The organism is Mycetocola sp. Y442 (assembly GCF_056898615.1).
Map to the genome: position 1 here is coordinate 1,346,624 of NZ_JBXHBV010000001.1, position 17,881 is coordinate 1,364,504.

The window sequence follows — 17,881 nt, forward strand, 5'->3', positions numbered from 1 at the left end:
CTCAGTACCCCAACCGCGTCAGGAGTGCCGCGGTCACGTCGGCGGTGATCGCCGTTCGCGACACCGGTCGACAGCTCACCCGCCCGTTCTCGGTGAGCACCTGGGCGGTCGCTTCTTCGCTGCCGGTATCGATACCGAGTCGGATCCAGCCGGACTCGGAGTAGAACCAGGCGGGCGCCCACGAATCCCCGGTGTGGGTGTCGTGCATTCTCAGCAGGAAGCCACCGGTGATGGTGGCGGCCATCGCCGCGAATCCGGTGTCGTGTTCATCCAGTCCGACCCGGCGAAAAGCTTCGTCGATGACGGCGGTGTCACCGGTCCGGATCGCAAGCATAAGGGCGGACGCGTCCGAGAGCGATATCGAGCTCACTGGCCCTGACCCGGTCGAGGATCGATCATCGGCGAGATCGAGCGACCGAAGAGCCTCGTCGATGAGGTCGGCTGTTCCGCAGGCGGTGATCTCGACGGAATCCTCGTCACGCACCCGGGTCGCGGCATCCGTTGTCTCGTCCTGGTCCTGAACCCGCTGGGTTCGCGCGAGGCCGAGGCAGAAGGTACCCGCGACCGACAGCGACTGCAGAACACTTCGGGATGGGCCCCACGCGGCGATGTCGATCACGGTCGACGCAACCTGCGGGAGGGAGAGCACTGCTCCGAGGGCGGGGTGCAGGAATTCGGTGAGGTCGGTGTCCTTCACGTCCGCCTGAGGCGCGACGAGCTTTCGTTGCTGTAGTGCGTGGAGCGCTGCCGCTTCACGGCTCTCTTGGTCAGCCGGCGACACCGTCCCATCCCATTCCGACAGGAACTCGACCGGTACCTGAACCGCATCGAGGCGGGAGGTGAGCAGGTGCCATTCATCGGCGGAGAGGAGGATGCGGGTGCGTCGCGCTTCGGTTGCAGGTGCGCTCATTCTGCCCATCCGTTTCGTCTGGTTAGGGCGGCGGCATCGAGCCACTCGACCGAACCGGGTTCGGGCAGCCGCGGAACACCGCTGACGAGGTCCCTGGCCTTGCCAACCAGGGCGTCGGGCACCTCTCGGCCGAAGAATTCGAACACCTTGCCCGCTCCGTCCTTGAGCGTCTCCACGGCGTTGCTCACGAGGTTGCTCGCGTCGTTCCAGCGGTCGGTGAGCCAGTCGGCGGCTTCACTGATGGACTTCTTGATCGCATCAACGGACGCCGCATGGTCCTCGAGCGCCTGGGCTGCAGCATCCGCGTCATCGGCGAGGGTGCCCAGCTTCACGGCTTTCTGTCGAGCCTCTTCGGCGTACTTCGCGGCGGCCGTGGACACCCAGTCGGCGTCGGCGGCACTGAGCATCACCGTCGCCTGGTCTCTCAGGCTGGTGGCGACACCGCGCAGGTCACTGGCGCGGTGTCGAATCTGCTCAGTGTTGCCGTACACGGTGGCGCCGGAGGTCACGCGGGGAGTTGGTCACGTGACTCACCCTAGGAGCGCCAGTGAAGGCAGGCAATGGGCAGCGCTCCCCATGGGCGGGACCGGGCGCTATATCGCCTAGGTGTAGGACTCGACCCGTTCCACGGGCAAGCCCGATCGCCATGAGTTGAGCGCGAGTATGACGGCAGCGATAAGCAATACAACGCCGACGGCGGCGAACGAGAGCCCGTATACCGCGCTGTCGAGGTGGATACCGAGCGGCGCGAGGCCGAGTGCACCGCCGGCCACAGCGGCGACCATCAGCTCACCGCGCCAGATGTGGGAGAACCGGCGCCAGGCGACCTGCGACGGCGATCCATCGACGATCGACGTGCGTCCACGCTCCAGGCTGCGGTTGTACGTGAGCTTCTTCAGGAGCGAGACACCGACGATGGCGGCCACTGCTCCCGAAACCACCGCATAGACGACAACGGTGAACCAGAATTGTTCCGCGGCAGAGGAGCCGGGCGATGGGGAGACAGCCCCGGATGCCTCCAGAGTGACTGGCGCGGGAACCACGAGCACCCACACAAAGACTGCCAGCAGAAACAGAACGAGATGCAGCGCGGGGGTTATTGGCTGGAGGTCGACGCGGAATGACCCCGCACTCATGGCGGTCGGGGTGTCTCCGGTGCCCCAACGCCCGCGGGTAGCGAATTGGCCGAAGAAGAACCCGATCATCGACAGCATCGCCATCAGAAACGGAAACGATATAGTCGTCGTTCCCGCCCGGTCATCTTCGAACACCGACCCAATGGAGACGTTCTGGTTGGTGAACCACAGAATGGCGGCGACGGAGGCGAGCGCGACGAGAAGGGCGAGTGCCCCGATCGCATTTCCGATTATCGCAACACCACGACGGAGCTTCGCAGCCCGCTCATCGAGATCGGCGCGGGGAGGGCGTGTCGTCGTCGACGAATCCTGGTCAACCACGAATAGCCTCCTCCTCGATCGCGTCCTTCCGGTTGAGCCATCCAACCGACCCAATGATGGTGTCAAAGAGTTCCAGCCATAGCGGTGGCGTGTGAGCCATCGGCGCTTTGACGTACACGCGAACGATGCGGCTGCCGTCACCAACGGGGAGCCAGTAGTTGATCTTGAGGTCCTGCGATGACTCCGTCTCGTACGTCGTCGTGACCAACTCGTGCCGACGGACTATCGGCCTCTCGGTTCCTTCTTCCAGGAGGACCGAACCGGGGTAGGCGGCGAGAAGACGCTGCTCGGCAGATGCTTCGGCCTCGTTGGGCGACGCAGGCCAGTCGAGCGGCAGGATCAGAAGCGAGGCCGGAAATGGGATACCGGGCAGGATCTCGAGCGAAATTGCCAGCCCGACTGCGCCCAGGTCAATCGCCTCGCGCACAGACTCGTTGATGCCCTCACGGAGTTCACGTCGAAGTCCTGCCAGCCTGTCGTTTCGCCCCAGCTGCTTCTTGATCAGCGCTGATGCACGACGCTCCGCAGTCTCGGCGGACGAAAGCGGAATTACGGCCCAGGAACCGGGAAAGACCATCGAGAGGTCAGCTGCAGTGAGCGTCACCTGGCGCGTCATGACGCCAACTCAAGCGTCATGCCCTCGACGATCGCACTGGTTTCGGTCGCCATATCCCCGAACGCGCCGAGGCGCGCAGTGCGAAAGGTGACCCGCGCCATTTGTGAAGCGCCCGGCGGGAAAATGGCGAAGACCGAGCGCTCCTCGAGGCTGCTCTCCATATCCGGTTCGGGCGTCACGAGGGCGAGATGTGAGTAGCCGATAAGTTCTCCGCTCTGGTGTGCCGAACGCCAGGACGACAGGTTTGAGATGTCGAGGTGTGGGCTCCGGAAATCCCGGTGCGACTCGACGAATTTCAGATAGCTCTCCGGTGAGTCATCAGTGCCAAGTCCACAGATGTCGACGGTCATGGCGGCGGCGATCACACCGTTATTCGGCTGGGGCAGGAAAAGCGCAGCCAGATCAACAGCGTCATCGACGAAGACATCCCGAATCGACTGCATCGCGCGGACCATCGCTGCCCGATCGGCGGTCGCCGTGAAATTGAGCGAGAGGCGGTCAATCCACCCTGTGGATTGACCGGCACCGAGATCAACCTCAAACCAGTCAGTGGGAAGGTTCGGTGACACCCGTGAGATGTCCGACGTGTAAGCCATAGAGGTCTAACCTATCGACTCAGTTGGCGTTGACGGTTCCGTCAACCGTGTCGCCGATTCGGCCAGCCACCGGTTCGGTGACCTTCGCGATCAGCGATTCGGGGGTAAACGGTATTTCGCCGATCGTCGGGGCGGCGATGGTCTCGAACGCTTCGCCGAAGACCTTCGAGCCCTCATAAATGAGCTCAACCTTGAGGCTCAACGGCAAATCCTCGAACGAAATGGAATTGCTTGTGGAGTCCGCAAGCAACTTGAGATAGTCGGGTAGCTCGCCGCGGGACATAGCGGCGGGCAGGAGACCCTCGTTGCCCCGAATAAGCGACCTGATGAAGTCAGAAGCTTCGCCCGGTTTGGTGAGCGCGTCGCGCAGATCCGTGAACGGGCTCACGAATGTCCCTTTGAGCTCCTCGGTAATGTCGTTCAGTTTCGGCTTGAAAGCGTCCTTGAAGTCCTTGACGGCCTGGTCTTTGTCGCCCTGGGCCTTGTTTTGGGCCTGTCGGGCGGATCGTGACCTTGTATTGGCATCGGCTTTTCGAGTCGCTCGTGCCAGTTTGTTTCCGGCCTGCAGCGACTTCAACCCCTTGATCCCCACCATGATCGCCTTGCCACCGATAATGCTGAGAATCACTCCGACGGCCGCGGCAACTACCTCACCGAGTGTCATCTCTCCCTTGGCGAATTTGATGAGCGAGTCGATGAGTTTGATGATGCTGATGATGGCCGCAACTGCCAGAAGAATCTGGCCAAGGACCGGGACCCACGACAACAGCAAGGCGGCAATAGCGACCCAGTCACCGATCTTCTCGCACCAGTCGACGAGCTTGTCCCACCAGCTGTCGCGGATACCATCGTTTGCGATGACATTCTGGATGGCGTCGGCCGCGGTATTACCCGCCTTTTCCTTGTCGGCAACCGCCTGGTTGTACTTGGTCTGCGCCGAGCTCATCGCTGACGCAAAGCCTGACGCTTCATTCCCCCACGTTGAGGCTGACTTAGCGTCTGCGGCCTGCTCGGCCCCCGGCACCAGCGCCTTGTCATTGAATTCATCGGCTTTCGCCTGGGCTGTGGCATGACTGCCCTGAGCACTTTCGTACTCGTCGCGCGCTTCCTTGGCCTTGGTCTGTGCATCTTCGAGAGCGTCGGCGTAGGTCAGGAGCGCCTGAGCAGTCGTCCGGTAGCGGCTTTCAGCCTGGCCAATGTCCTCGCCGCCCTTTTTTGCTTTGCCTCGCACCTCATTCACGGCAGCTGAAATCATGCTGTCACTGCCCTCACCCACCGCTTTGAGGGCGCTGGCTGCACTTTGAATTGCGTTCGCAAGATTGAGGTACCGGGTCGCGTAGGTCTTCAGCGACGCGGGCTCTCCGGACAGGTCAGAGAAGTCAGACATGATGTTGGTGCCTATCTGTCGGCGGGACGGATGCGGTGTTTAGGAAGCGGCGGGGAGGCCGGCTGGAATCGCAGAGACGTCCCCGGCTGTATCGGACAGCGCCTTTGCGAGATCGGCGTCAAGGTTGTTGAAAGCGTCGTTGATGGCACCGATCGAAGCCTTGAGCGCGGTCACCGCTTCGATGACCTCGGCGCGTTTCAGGTTCCAATTGGACGCGAACGCTTGAACCTCGTGCTCGAGACGGGAGTGACCGGTGAGCGAAGCCACGAATTCGCTGAACGTCTCGGCGCCTTCAAACTCGGTCAGAATCGACTGCAGGTTGGTCTGTGTCTGTTCGAGCAGAGCGCCCTCGACAACCAGTTTGTCGCCCATTGTGTCTCCTTAGAGATGAAAGCCGTTCGGTGGGTATCAGGTGTCGGGGAGGGCCGGCCGAAGCCGACCCTCCCCGAGAAGCTGTGCGAGCTTAGCCGCGGATGGCGTTGGCCAGCTCGGTGTCTGCGCTCTGCAGCGAGTCAGCAGCCTTGGTCAGGTAGTCAGCCATGCCCTGTGCGCCGCCGACCGCCTGGGTGGCGCCCTGCGTGAACGTGGTGAAGGACTCCTGGAACGCTCCTGAGGCCTGGTCGGTGACGAACCCGCTGGACACGAGGTCGGTCACGAGGCGCTGCAGCTCGTTGATCTTGTCTTCAAGTGCGCCCTTGCCCGTGATGATCTGGCCAGAAGCGGTCTTGAGGTCCTGGAAGGTTACGTTGATGTTTGCCATGGTGATTATCCAATCCTTGGTTCGGAGATCCCTTCTGGATCGTCCCCACGTGAACAACCTAATGGAGGACAAACGAGAACGTCGATGGGGACCACTCCCCATGCTCGATTGCTACTCCCCCAGCACGAGGGGCAACTGGACCCGGGCAAACTTGCCGCCTGAAACAAGCACGCCCCTGCCCTGCGGGAACTCGGCACGCTGCATCCGCGGCAGGCTCGTTTTGAGGACGATGTCGCCGTCGATGGTCTCCGGCTGCAACAACAGACCTCTCCGTGCGTTCTTGAATTCGCCGAGCAGCGGCCAGGAACTCGACCAGGAGCTCGACTCTGCCTCGGCGAGGATGAAGTGGTCGCTGCGCTTGATGGCCCGGATCATATCCACGATCGGGTTGTCGGCAGGGGTCTGGAGGAAATCACCGATTTGCTCGACGAAGACAGCGATGGTCCCCTCGGTGTCCGGGTCGACAATGGCGGCGAGGAGTTCCTTGGCGAGGGTTGCCGCGTCCTCGATGGTCACTGCTGCCGAAACGAACCGCGGATCCTTCGACACGATCGATCGCTTGTTCCCGATGTAGTACATCCGCACCTCGGGGTCGAAGCGCGCGATGGAGCGCACGAAACCGCGAAGCGCTGTCGTGCGGCCACTCGCCGGGGGTCCCGAGATGAGGAACGTTCCAGCCAACTCGATGCCCGTGGGTCCGAGGTCCTCGTCGCTGATGCCGATGGCGGGGAACGAGCCGACCCGCGTGGGCAACTCGTCCACCGGGTATTCCTTCGGCAGCGAGCGAACCGGCTGGGCGGGCACCACTCCGGCACGGGTCATCGCGGCGGCAAGCCCCTTCGTGGCGACGGACTGGTCGGACAGGGAGGCCGAGCCACCGAGAACGGCGATCTGGGTCTCCTCGCCATCGACGATCGCGCGGCCGGCGGGTGAGCTGGTCGAGAGGATGTCGCCGGGCACGTCGACCATCGCGTACGCCGTTTCATCAGCGAGGCGAAGCACGACGCGTCGCTGAACGCTCGAGCTGATCGAGCTGGGGACAGAACCGGTGCGGTCGGCGGTGAACGCGACGTGCATCCCCACCTGGCGCCCTCCGGAGATGATGTCAGCGAAGACGCCGTACCACTGGGACCGTCCGGCCGGGATTTCGAACTCCTGACGGAAGTTCTGGAATCCGTCGATGAGAAGAAGAATGCGTCGTTCATTGGGCCGGTCGGCGAGGCGTCGATAGTCGACGATCGACGACGCGTTCGCTTCCGCGTATCGCGGGCCCCGCGACTCGAGTTCCTGTTTGAGCTGGCGCATCAGGCGGATGACCCGCTCGGTGTCATCGCCGTGAATGATCGACCCGACGTGCGGCAGGTCCTGCAGCATCCTCAGGCTTCCACCGCCAAAGTCAAGGCCGTACACCTCGACGGGGCCGCCACGCGGGGTGATCGCCGCAGCGGTCGCGAGCGTCCGGAGAACTGTGCTCTTTCCGGAACCGCCGGTGCCATAGATGACCAGGTGACCATCGACATCCGGGTTGAAGTAAACGGGAAGCTGCAATTGCTTCTCGGGCAGGTCACTGACTCCGAGCAAGAGCTGCGCGTCTGTCCGCTGCCGCAACTTGCCCAGGTCGTACACGGGCGCAAGTTCGTCCTGCCACGGTCGCCGCGGGGCAGGGATGTGGGCGGCGTCTGACGCCTGAATGATGGATGCCACGAGCCGCTGCTGGTCCGTCGGCCCGAGGTCACGGGACTCATCGATGTCACCGCGACCGGGTTCCTCCCAGCGCGCCTGTGCCCCGAACCGGAGCTCGGTCACGTCAATACCGGGACGGTCGGGCTCTCGGGAGGTCCAGCCGCCGGCGTACGCGGACTGGAAGGTCTGCAGGCGGCCGGGGCCGGTCTTGGCGAGGCCACGACCGGGGATCGCAGGGTCGAAATGGGCTGCGTCCTTCACACCGACGACGTCGGTGCTGTCGGACTCGTCCGCCATCCGGAGCGCGATGCGCAGGTTGGTGTTCGCGCGGAGGTTGTCCTTGATGACGCCGGCGGGCCGCTGTGTGGCCATGATGAGATGGATACCGAGCGAACGGCCACGCTGGGCGATGTCGACGACACCATCGACGAACTCAGGGACCTCGCCGGCCAGGGCCGCGAACTCATCGATCACGAGCACGAGGGCAGGCGGACTGTCCGGGTCGCCTCGCTTCTCGAGCTCGAGCAGGTCCTTGGCCTTCTTGCGGTTGAGGAGGTGCTCACGGAAGTGCAATTCGGCCCGGAGACTGGTCAGCGCACGGCGCACGAGGTGCGGGCTGAGGTCGGTGACGAGGCCAACGCAGTGCGGCAGGCTCACGCAGTCGGCGAAGGCCGAGCCGCCCTTGTAATCGACGAAGAGGAAGGTCACTCGGTCGGGGCTGTATTCGGCGGCCATTCCGAGCACCCAGGCCTGGAGGAACTCGCTCTTCCCGGAACCGGTGGTACCTCCAACGAGTGCGTGCGGGCCCTGCGTGCGGAGATCAAGGTGCATGGCGTCGACACCCGCCGAACCGATGGTCGCGCGCAGCTTGCCCGCACGGCGCTTCTTCGGCTCGATACCGGGCGTGCGGTCGTGAATCGAGGTGTTCTGGCGCCAGCGGTCAACGACAGCGTCGCTGTGCTCGACGAGGTCGTGGCCGAGCAGGGCAACCATCGACACCGACCGGGGCAGGTCGCTCGAGTCGGAGACGAGGGCGCCAGCGTCGATCATCGGCGCCATCCGGCGTGCGTAGTCGAGCGCGGTTTGCGGGTCGATGAGTTCGGTCACGACGTCGGTGATGGTCTCGCCGATGCGCACGTATCCGACGGTGGCGAAGCCGTCATCGTCTGGGACTGACAGGTAGGTGCGGCAGACCGCCGGGAGCGCCGTGACGTCGCGGGCCATCCAGATCGGGTAGACGCCGGCATCCGCAGCGAGCTCAGCAAGTTGCACGAGCCGCGCGCGGTCGACGGACACGTCGTCAGCGATGAGCACGACGATCGCAGGAAGTGGAGCCTGGAACCCTTCGTCGCTCGATTCGCCGACCTCGGCACCGCGTTCGAGCGCTGCAGCTTTCTGGGCCATCGCGCCGCGGCGCTGCAGTTTCGCCTTCCGCTCGGCAACGCGCGAGTGGATGATCTCTTCGAGGGCAGACATGAGGTTGGCCGCGCTTGCCGCGCTGTCGGCGAGGTGGATGCCCTCGATCGGCGAGTGCGGGGACGACGTGTGCGGAATCCACTTGAGCCAGGCCAGCTGGTCGGACCACTGCGGGGTCACCATGGCGGCAACGGTGAGTTCAGCCGGGGAGTGGAGGGCGGTGAGCTGCACGAGGATTGAGTTGAGCGAACCGATCGCTGCCGACGGGGATCCCGCAATACCGAGCGCCCCCGAGTCGTGGAGGTTGTCGATAAGCGGAACACCGGCAACGTACTTGTTCTTCTCGATGAGCAGCTCGAGCCGTTCCTGGAACTTGGGCAGCAGGTCGCCGTGTTCGCTCGACTTGATTGTGTTGCGGGACGTCATCGATCCCACACCGAGGCGGACGTTGAGGAACGACCAGTGCTCGGGGCGTCGGGTCCACAGCATCGGCCCACGGCGCATTGCGCCGTCGAGCGTTTCAGCGGTGGAGGGAGCTTCGGCGAGGCGGAGGATGCGCTCGGTGACGCTCTCCTTCTGCAGCCGCTCGTCCAGGTCGGCGAGTCGGCTGTCGAACTTCGCGATGGCCTTCTTGAGCGCCTTCTTGTCCCGACGCTTGCCCGTGATGTAGTTACCGATGAGCATCATCGGAGTCATCGCGATGAAGAGAAGCGACATCGGGTTCTTCGTGAGCATGAACAGGGCGCCACCCATGAGCATGGGTGTCAGCATCGCGAGAAGCGGGAACGGCTGCGGTTCCTTCTCGGCGGGGACCTCGGGAGCCGTGAACTCCTGGCCGGCGTAGCGCTGCTCGACCTTAGGCGAACGGTTGAAGAAGATCGGGCCGGCCTTGGGGGCGACGCCGGCTTCGGCGACGGACTCGTGCAATGCGATTCTCAACTCGGTGTCGCCGAGGCGCACCGTCTCGGTCTCGGTGACGTGGAGGCGGGCAACGATTCCGCCGTCCACCTCTACACCGTTCGCCGAGCCCAGGTCCACGACGTCGACGGCGTCGCCGACCTCGATTCGCGCGTGCTTCTTCGACACCATCTTGTCGTCGAGCGTGATCTCGCAGGACTCATCGCGACCAACGGTGTAGCTTCCGGCGGTGAGAGGGATGCTGCGACCCACCTCCGGCCCAGAGAGGACTGTGATCGTCGCGAGCGTTGGTGCGTGACCGGTCTTCGCCTGCGAGAAGTACTTGCCGGCATCCGAAATGTGCACTGTGGCCCCGGAACCGATCCACGACTCGCCCACCGGCGCGTCCGGAGGAAGCGCGAGCCACTCGGAGTGCCCTGGCAACGCTGCCTGAAGCGTGTAGTTACCGTCCCGCGGCAGAGACTCCGCCGGATCGACCCGCGCAATTGTCGAGGCGACCTCGGCGATCGTGGCACCGGCATCCGTTGTGACAATGATGTCGTCGCGGGCACCCGACGGTCGGGCAAGGGTCAGTTTGAGGCGCATTTTCGTCCTTACTCACACAGGTCGGTCCCGGCGACGAATCGCCAGGACCGATGAGATTCCTTACCCTACCGGCTGTCGGGGCCGGTGCGAGGTGGAGGAGTGCCCATGCGAAAAGCAGCTGCGGCGCAGGCCGCGAGTGCCGTGACGAGGTATAAGCCGGGGGCCGAGAACTGGCCGAGCGCGAAGGCGGGGCCGCGGAAAGGGTCGCCCGTTCCAAGCCCATACAGGACTCCCCCGGCGATCAGGAACGCCGCGACAGCGCCAAGCGTCGGGTAGACGATGGTCGCCACAAGACCCGATGCGGTGCTGAGCCGCAACAGGACGCCGAGATAGCCGGCGACGGACGCGATGAGCATCGCGACCAAAAGCCAGCCAGCGGCATCCGTGTTCGTCAGGGAAATACGGGAACCGACCAGCGAGGCGCCGATCGCGAGGGCTACGGTCAGCCCGCCTGCGGACATGAGAGCTGCGCGAAGACGCGTCGGAGCGGATGCCACAGAACCCTCGGATGACGAGCGATCCGCCTCACGATCAGGCGACAACGGGCCCCTGCTCAAGGATGCGCTCGTACTCGGCCTGAGCCTCAGCGTTGCGCTCTCTCACCTTGCGTCCGCGCGACGCGATCCACGCACCGAACCAGATCGGAACCTCTCGTGCGACGAGGAACGAGATGATGGCGGCGGGCGAAAGCAAGGCCTGGCCGACTGTCTCTGACACCTGATTTGGGGTGATGTTGTTTGCCTGGTCGATGAGCACTCCACCGAGGTACGACGCGTAGACGATCACAGCGACGGCGAAACCGCCGAGCACGTACGCCCACCATCCGCCACGGTTGACGACCGCGACCAGCAGGACCATCGCGAGGAAGAAGAAGATCACGGGAACCCAGTACGGCGCCTTGGCCAGAACCTCGCCGAGGATGTCGACGGAACCGTTGTTGGCGATGAGGATCAGGGCGAGGATGCCCGCGTAAAGGGCGGCAAACACGGCGGTCGCGAGGAGTGAGACCGCGATCCCGAAGCCGCGGTTGCTCTTGGGCTTCGGTTTCGACGGCGCCTGCACGTAGATCGGCTGGCGAACGCTGGCGGCCGTGGCGGTGGCCGGAGCGGTGGCGGTCGCGGTGGCGGTGTGTCGCTCGTCGCTGTCGTTGGAGCCCCGGTCGGATCGGTCAGAGCGGTCGCGGTCGGCCTGCGCTTTACGCTCTGCCTCTGCCTCTGCCTCTGCACGAGCGGCGGCGGTGCGTTCTGCCGCGCGTTCTGCTTCGGCGCGCGCGGCCTCAGCGCGTTCTGCTTCTGCATGTGCTGCTTCACGCTCGGCTGCGAGGCGCTGCGCGACGGTCTGCTCGGCGGGGACCGCACCGGTTCCCGCCTCGGCGGCACGGATTTCGTCTTCGCGAAGGTCGGCCTGGGTCAGCACGCTCGGTTCGTTCGATGACGAGACCCGCGCGTCGGACTCTGCCGGGCTGGCGGCGTCGACGTGAGCGGCGTCAACGGACGCAGGCTCAACGTGCTGGCGCTCGACATATTCCGGCTCGACGTAGTCGGGGTCGACGGCGGAACCGTAGTCGATCACGATCTCGCGGTCGTCGGCCGGGTCGACAGTGGGCGCAACAGCCGTGTCACCCTCGCGAGGCGACTCGTCGGCAGCGTGCGACTCCGGGGTCGATCCGTCGTGGATCTCGTGGCCAGGTTCCGGGGTGGTGTTGCTCATGTGACGCTCCTCGTTGCTCGGGGCGTACAGTGCCCCCTTTGTGGTCACTGTAGCGCGAGGAGGCTCGCGCGAAGCCCTAACGCGCGGGGGTTAGTCGTCATCCAGCGGGTGGAGAACCCGGTGCAGGAACTGCTTGGTTCGTTCTTCCCTCGGTGCCGAGAACATCTGGCTCGGCGCGCCACGCTCAATGATGACGCCCTCGTCCATGAAGAGGACCTCGTCCGCGACCTGTCGCGCGAAAGCGAGTTCGTGGGTGACGACGAGCATCGTCCAGCCCTCGTCGGCGAGTTCCTTCATGACCACGAGTACGTCTCCGACGAGTTCGGGGTCGAGAGCGCTCGTTGGCTCATCGAACAGGAGCAGGTCGGGTTTGAGAGCCAGAGCACGGACGATACCAACACGTTGCGCCTGGCCCCCAGACAGCTGGAACGGGTAAACGTCACGTTTCTCCGCCATGCCGACGCGTTCGAGCAGGGCTTCGGCCTCGCTGATCGCCTGCGCCTTCCGGACACCCTTGACCTGAACCGGGCCTTCGATGATGTTCTCGAGCACCGTCATGTGCGGGAACAGGTTGTAGTGCTGGAACACCATGGCCGTGCGGTCGCGGAGCGCGAGAATGTCTTTCTTCGCCGGCTTTGCTGCATAGTCCACGCGGATGCCGCCTGCCGCGGTGACGACACCGGCCTCCGGGATCTCCAGGCCGTTGATAGAGCGAAGCACTGTGGTCTTGCCGGAGCCGGATGGCCCGATGAGCACGAGAACCTTGCCGCGGTCGACGGACAGGTCGATGCCCCGAAGCACCTCATGTGCGCCGAATTTCTTGCAGAGGCCGGTCACCTCGAGGAGAGGGGCATCCTGGCCGGTGTTAGTGGGCGACATAGCGGTCCAACCTCTTTTCAAGCAGGCTCTGGCCCGACGAGAGCACAAGGCAGATCAGCCAGTAGATGAGAGCCGCTTCGAGGTACAGCAGCATAAATTCTGAGGTGAACGCCGCGATCTTCTGTGCCTGGCGGAACAGTTCGGTGACGAGAATGAGCGACGCCAGCGAGGTGTCCTTCACCAGGCTGATGAATGTGTTCGACAGCGGTGGCACGGACACCCGGGCTGCCTGTGGCAGGATCACTCGGCGCAGCGCGCGTCCGCGTGACATACCGATTGTGTACGCGGCTTCCCACTGGCCTTGGTGCACCGAAAGAATCGCTGCCCGAATTACTTCGGCCGCATACCCGCCGACGTTGAGCGAGAAGGCGATGATCGCGCTCGGCCACGGGTCGATAGTGAGGCCGATTGATGGCAGTCCGTAGAAAATCACGAACAACTGGACGAGCAGTGGCGTCCCTCGGATGATCGAGATGTAGATCCGCGCGATGCTCGACGCGATGCGGTTGCGCGAGAGCCGCATGATCGCGACGAACAGCGCGAGGACAAGCCCGATCGCGAAGGAGATCAGCGCGAGTGGGATCGTGCCAGTTATCGCGCCAGACACCAGGGGCCAGAACGAGCTGACGAATAGGTCCCAGCTCGACTCTGTGACCACGTCACTCGTCGCCGTCGGCGCGGCGGCCGACAGCGACGGGCTCAAGAAATGCCACTCGGTCATGGGGGCAGTATCGCAGCCGCGGCGGCTACTTGCTGACGTCCTCGCCGAAGTACTTCTCGGAGAGCTCGGTCAGGGTGCCATCCTCGCTCAGTTCAACGAGCGCCTCGTTGATGGCGTCCGCGAGGTCATCGCTGCCCTTCTTGAGCGCGAAAGCGCTGCGTGAAGCCTCATCGGTCTCCGCGACAACCTTGATAGCGGCGTCCGGGTGCTCACCGACGTAGTCGATGTAGGTGAGCTTGTCGTTCACCGTCGCGTCGATGCGGCCCTGCTCAAGCAGTTCGACAGCCTGCGCCCAGCCCTCAACGGCTTCGACGTTCGCGCCCGCTTCGTCAGCGATGGTGTACCAGTTGCTCGTGAGCGACTGCGCAGTGGTCTTGCCGTTGAGGTCCGCGACCGAGGTGATGTCGGTGTTGTCCTTCGCGACGATAACGACTCCGGGCGAGACCGTGTACGGCTCGGTGAGTGTGTACTGCTCTTCGCGCTCCGGGCTAATCGACACCTGGTTGGCGATGATGTCAAAACGGCCAGCCTCGAGACCGGCGAAAATGCCGTCGAACTGGGTCTCCTCGAAGCTCACCTCGAGGTCGAGCTTGTCGGCGACAGCAGTTACAACCTCCACGTCGTACCCGGTGAGCTCACCCGCTCCACCCTCGTGGTAGCTGTACGGCTTGTACGTTCCCTCGGTTCCGACCACGAGAGTCCCGGCTTCGGTCACGCGCTCGAGTGCACTTCCGCTGGGTTCCTTGGCGGATCCTCCACCTGCATCTGCGGAGCATCCCGAAAGGGCGAGACCGGCAATGATGGTTGCTGCGAAGACAGTGGTGAGACGGCGTGAGTTCATGACGTGGGTGTTACCTTTCAACTTTGTGGAGGCATCGCGATCAATCAATCCAGCGGATGCCCCGACTTACGACCCTAGATGGCCTCGGTCGGCAGGCAAATTCGCGTGACGGACAATTACTCTGACGTGACGGACTGTTTATTACTTTGAATAGAACCGACGACTGCTCGCATTTATGCCGGTGCCAGCTGTTTTATTTGATATTCGCGCCTCGAACTCCGGTTCCCGCTCGAATTCCGCAACTGCACTCAACTGAAAAGGGGCGATGCAATGCTGATGCTTCGGCATGATGCGAGCCTTCAGACTCCCGATTGTTAATGGGACGTGGCGCCCTTTCCGAGCGGGCTCTACGCGGCCCGGGTCTGTCGGTTCGTGGGAGGACTGAGGTCTCCACTAACCCCCGACTACGCGGTCCGGCTCTGTTCGGCCGAGGGAGAACGGAGTTCCCCTCGCCCCCGACTACGCGGTCCGGGTCTGTTGGGCCGACGGGAAGGCGGAGTTCTCCCGTGGCCCCCGACTACGCGGTCCTGGTCTGTTGGGCCGATGGGTGGGCCGAGTTCTCCCCTGGACCCTGTCCGCCTCGTCTGCCTGACCGGTCACCGCCGCCATCGGCACTGTCGGCCCCGGCACCGTTGTTCCCGGCGGCTGCGGCTCGTGCGGCGGCGTCCGCGGCGTCGGTTGCGGCCTTGATCCCGGCCAGGCGGAGTCGTTCCTTCTCCAACGGTGACTTCGATGGCATCCGGATCGGGATCCGTTCCCCGTTCTCCCCCGGTGGTGGGATCAGGTAATACTCACCCTCGATCCGGACCACCCGATAGCCAAACGTATGCACCAGAGTGTGGTGATACGGACACAACAGGATCCCGTCCGCGAGATCAGTGCAGCCTTCGTGGGCGGCCCATTCGTTGATGTGGTGCGCCTCCGTCATCGACGGTGGACACTCACACCCCTCGATCCGACAGCCACCGTCACGAACCGCCATCGCCACCCGCTGCTTCCGGGTGTGCAAGCGTTGTTCCCGGCCCACGTCGAGAATCGTGCCGGAGGTGTCCATCAGGATCGGGGAGATCCCGGAGATACAGATCTGCTTCTCGATCACACTGCCCGGCACCGCGTCTTTACTGTCTTCGAGATACCCGGTACCGACCAGGTGCTCCGCACCCTCGCTGTCGGTGGCACGGTTGTCGAGGTTGGTTTCGGTCATCACCACCCGGATCCCGGGTTGGCGTGACCCATACGTCGTTGTCGGGTCGGCCTGCACCCCGGTCCGCATCGCACCCATCAGAATGTCGTACACGATCTGGTCGTTACTGCGCTCATCCACCCGGAGTTTCTCGGCCCGTTCCGCTTCGACCGGGTCCACCATCCGCGGCCCACCGCGGCGCGGCCGCAACGCCGCCCCCACGATCGACTCCACCCACGCAGCGCCTTCCTCATCGAAGGCCACATACGCTGTCTTCGTGCCGTCTTCATTGCGGCCGAACCGCCACTTCCGGTTCGCATACCGCTCATCCCACCTCAACTGCACCCCAGCCGGATCGATCCGGTCCCGCAAATGCCGCGCCCGAACCCCGAGTTCGTCAGCGTTCACCCCGGCAGCGTCCGCGATGATCTCCACCGCCGCGGCCCGCAGCATCTCCACATCCACCCGGTCGTTCGGTTGCCCGAGCCCGCGCATGATGATCGTCACCGCCTCGGACCGGATCACCCCCTCCCGCGCCGCCCGAGAGATGGGTTCATGCCACGGCACCACCGGCACCGGACGCAACACCGACACCCGCGCATCAGGGTCAGCGTCAGGGTCGACCAGAATCTTGCCGTCAAGATCGATCAGCGGGTCGTCACCGCCATCGCCACCCGGTTCATCAGGGCCATCGGCGCCCGGTGCGAACCCGGTCGGGTGGGTAGCGGCGTCCGCCTCACCCATCGCTTCACCGAGCCGCACCTGACGGAACGCCTCGGATTTGGTCGACCCGGTCAACCGCTGCACCAGGTTCACCGCCGTGCGGTCTCCGGTCGACTGAGCCCACCCCGAGTAACCCAGGTCACGCGCCGACCGTTTCGCCGCCACACCCGCCCCCGCAGCGATCACCGCGTCCAACTCGGACTTTGCTCGCGCCGCGTTGCGGAGCAATTCCTCCAGCTCGACGTTCGCCGCCCGCTCCAACACCATCGACAACGGCAGACCAGTGTCCACGGCGGAACCTGCAGGTGTTGCCCCCGTGCCCGCGCCCGTACTCGGGCTCGTACCAGCGGCCCCAACATCCGCACCAGCACCACGCCCAGTGCTCAACGGCTCCGGCTCCGGCTCCGGCTCCGGCTCCACCGGCACGAATCGCGGCCGCTTAAACGACGAACCGGCACCACCGAACTTGGTGATGCCGGTCGAAACCGCTGCAGGCGAAGACACTGCAGACGAAGAGCCTCCCTTGCCCGAAACCTGCAGGCCCGATACCGGTTCAGGGCCCGACGCAGGTTCGGGACCAGACGCTGGCTCCGGCCCCGCGGCATCCCCCGCCGCACGACCAACGGCCTCGATGGCGTCCTCATACCGAGCGATCTGGTCGCACACCCGAAGGGCGACCTCTCGAATCTGCTCGGACACCTTTGCCATACTTCATGATACCAAGAGATTCGATATTAGAAAAGGGTTTTACGCAAGAAATTCGAACATATTTACGCCATCAAAGCCCGCAGCCCTACTTCTCCAACAACGTGTAGATATACCCGGTCACCGTCGCGTCGAATTGCCCGGGCACTTCCTCATTCGGCATCTTCGTCATCTGCGTCGCCATGAACAGCCGGGACCCGTGCTGCAGCTTGTCGACAAACGACCACACCCCGTCGTGATCCCCCTGCACGTTCACCGTGATCGGGATCACGACAAAATTCTCAGCCGAAATGCGAGCGTCGGTGATGACCGTGGGAGTTTCAGGGCCCTCCGGTTCGGATGCCGCGGCATCCGTTTCAGCAGCATCGTCACCTTCGGTCGGTTCCTCACCGGATTCCTCAGCCGGTGCCTCCACCGGGGGCGCGACAACCGACGTTTCCGGAGCCGTATATTCGATGGCCTCGGCCACGGTCAGCGCCGTGATCGTCGTGCCGCTCTCGCTCGCCAGGGTGTCGAGCTGGGTCAGGAAGGCGGGCAGGTCTCCGTTCGCGGGGATCGAGCTGCGCAGCCCCGCAAGCTCGGCTCGCAGCGCGTCGATGCTCTCGAAGTCACCCTTGAGCTTGGCGATCGCCAGAACTGTCGCGTCGTTCTGCGCTTCCACAGAAATCCGCTGCTCGTCGGCCGCGGCCTTCGCCTGCAGTTGCGGGTCCACGCCGACGAACCAGCCCATCGCGAGGATGCCGACCATAACGACGGCGAGGCCGAGGACCCAGAGCTTGTACTTATCCATG

Annotated in this window: 16 protein-coding genes; all 16 read right to left on the bottom strand. The window is 64.1% G+C overall.

What is annotated here, in order from left to right; all coding sequences use genetic code 11:
• Window position 1: 1 nt before the first annotated feature.
• Window positions 2-910 (bottom strand): hypothetical protein, encoded by a 909-nt coding sequence (locus AC1X6S_RS06425; protein WP_483404901.1) that lies wholly within the window; start codon window positions 908-910, stop codon window positions 2-4.
• Window positions 907-1,419 carry a hypothetical protein gene (locus tag AC1X6S_RS06430; protein ID WP_483404902.1) on the bottom strand — a complete coding sequence of 171 codons (513 nt, stop codon included), beginning with the start codon at window positions 1,417-1,419 and terminating at the stop codon, window positions 907-909. The genes AC1X6S_RS06425 and AC1X6S_RS06430 overlap by 4 nt, the downstream gene beginning before the upstream one ends.
• Before the next feature lie 93 nt (window positions 1,420-1,512).
• Complete coding sequence (locus tag AC1X6S_RS06435; RefSeq protein WP_483404903.1) at window positions 1,513-2,367, bottom strand: hypothetical protein; 855 nt, start codon at window positions 2,365-2,367, stop codon at window positions 1,513-1,515.
• Window positions 2,360-2,983 (bottom strand): hypothetical protein, encoded by a 624-nt coding sequence (locus AC1X6S_RS06440; RefSeq protein ID WP_483404904.1) that lies wholly within the window; start codon window positions 2,981-2,983, stop codon window positions 2,360-2,362. The genes AC1X6S_RS06435 and AC1X6S_RS06440 overlap by 8 nt, the downstream gene beginning before the upstream one ends.
• Entirely contained in the window at window positions 2,980-3,579 is a 600-nt protein-coding gene (locus tag AC1X6S_RS06445) for a hypothetical protein (RefSeq protein ID WP_483404905.1), read from the bottom strand. Before AC1X6S_RS06445 ends, AC1X6S_RS06440 begins: the two co-directional genes overlap by 4 nt.
• A 19-nt stretch (window positions 3,580-3,598) precedes the next feature.
• Window positions 3,599-4,966, bottom strand: a complete 1,368-nt coding sequence (locus tag AC1X6S_RS06450) for a putative T7SS-secreted protein (RefSeq protein ID WP_483404906.1) — start codon at window positions 4,964-4,966, stop codon at window positions 3,599-3,601.
• Window positions 4,967-5,005: 39 nt separating this feature from the next.
• The gene (locus AC1X6S_RS06455; protein WP_483404907.1) at window positions 5,006-5,338 is read right to left on the bottom strand and encodes a hypothetical protein; all 333 of its coding nucleotides are present in this window, start codon (window positions 5,336-5,338) and stop codon (window positions 5,006-5,008) included.
• A gap of 91 nt (window positions 5,339-5,429) precedes the next feature.
• Window positions 5,430-5,726: a WXG100 family type VII secretion target gene (locus AC1X6S_RS06460; protein ID WP_483404908.1), complete on the bottom strand. Its 297-nt coding sequence runs from the start codon at window positions 5,724-5,726 to the stop codon at window positions 5,430-5,432.
• 111 nt (window positions 5,727-5,837) lie between these two features.
• Window positions 5,838-10,328 (bottom strand): FtsK/SpoIIIE domain-containing protein, encoded by a 4,491-nt coding sequence (locus AC1X6S_RS06465; protein ID WP_483404909.1) that lies wholly within the window; start codon window positions 10,326-10,328, stop codon window positions 5,838-5,840.
• 65 nt (window positions 10,329-10,393) lie between these two features.
• Entirely contained in the window at window positions 10,394-10,825 is a 432-nt protein-coding gene (locus AC1X6S_RS06470; protein ID WP_483404910.1) for a hypothetical protein, read from the bottom strand.
• A 34-nt stretch (window positions 10,826-10,859) separates the two neighbouring features.
• Complete coding sequence (locus AC1X6S_RS06475; protein ID WP_483404911.1) at window positions 10,860-12,038, bottom strand: hypothetical protein; 1,179 nt, start codon at window positions 12,036-12,038, stop codon at window positions 10,860-10,862.
• A 90-nt stretch (window positions 12,039-12,128) separates the two neighbouring features.
• Window positions 12,129-12,917 carry an amino acid ABC transporter ATP-binding protein gene (locus AC1X6S_RS06480; protein ID WP_483404912.1) on the bottom strand — a complete coding sequence of 263 codons (789 nt, stop codon included), beginning with the start codon at window positions 12,915-12,917 and terminating at the stop codon, window positions 12,129-12,131.
• Window positions 12,904-13,638, bottom strand: coding sequence for an amino acid ABC transporter permease (locus tag AC1X6S_RS06485; protein WP_483404913.1), 735 nt, complete (start codon window positions 13,636-13,638; stop codon window positions 12,904-12,906). The genes AC1X6S_RS06480 and AC1X6S_RS06485 overlap by 14 nt, the downstream gene beginning before the upstream one ends.
• 25 nt (window positions 13,639-13,663) lie before the next feature.
• Complete coding sequence (locus AC1X6S_RS06490; protein ID WP_483404914.1) at window positions 13,664-14,479, bottom strand: amino acid ABC transporter substrate-binding protein; 816 nt, start codon at window positions 14,477-14,479, stop codon at window positions 13,664-13,666.
• 517 nt (window positions 14,480-14,996) lie between these two features.
• The gene (locus tag AC1X6S_RS06495) at window positions 14,997-16,676 is read right to left on the bottom strand and encodes a DUF222 domain-containing protein (protein ID WP_483404915.1); all 1,680 of its coding nucleotides are present in this window, start codon (window positions 16,674-16,676) and stop codon (window positions 14,997-14,999) included.
• 502 nt (window positions 16,677-17,178) lie between these two features.
• Complete coding sequence (locus AC1X6S_RS06500; protein ID WP_483404916.1) at window positions 17,179-17,880, bottom strand: hypothetical protein; 702 nt, start codon at window positions 17,878-17,880, stop codon at window positions 17,179-17,181.
• Window position 17,881: the final 1 nt, after the last annotated feature.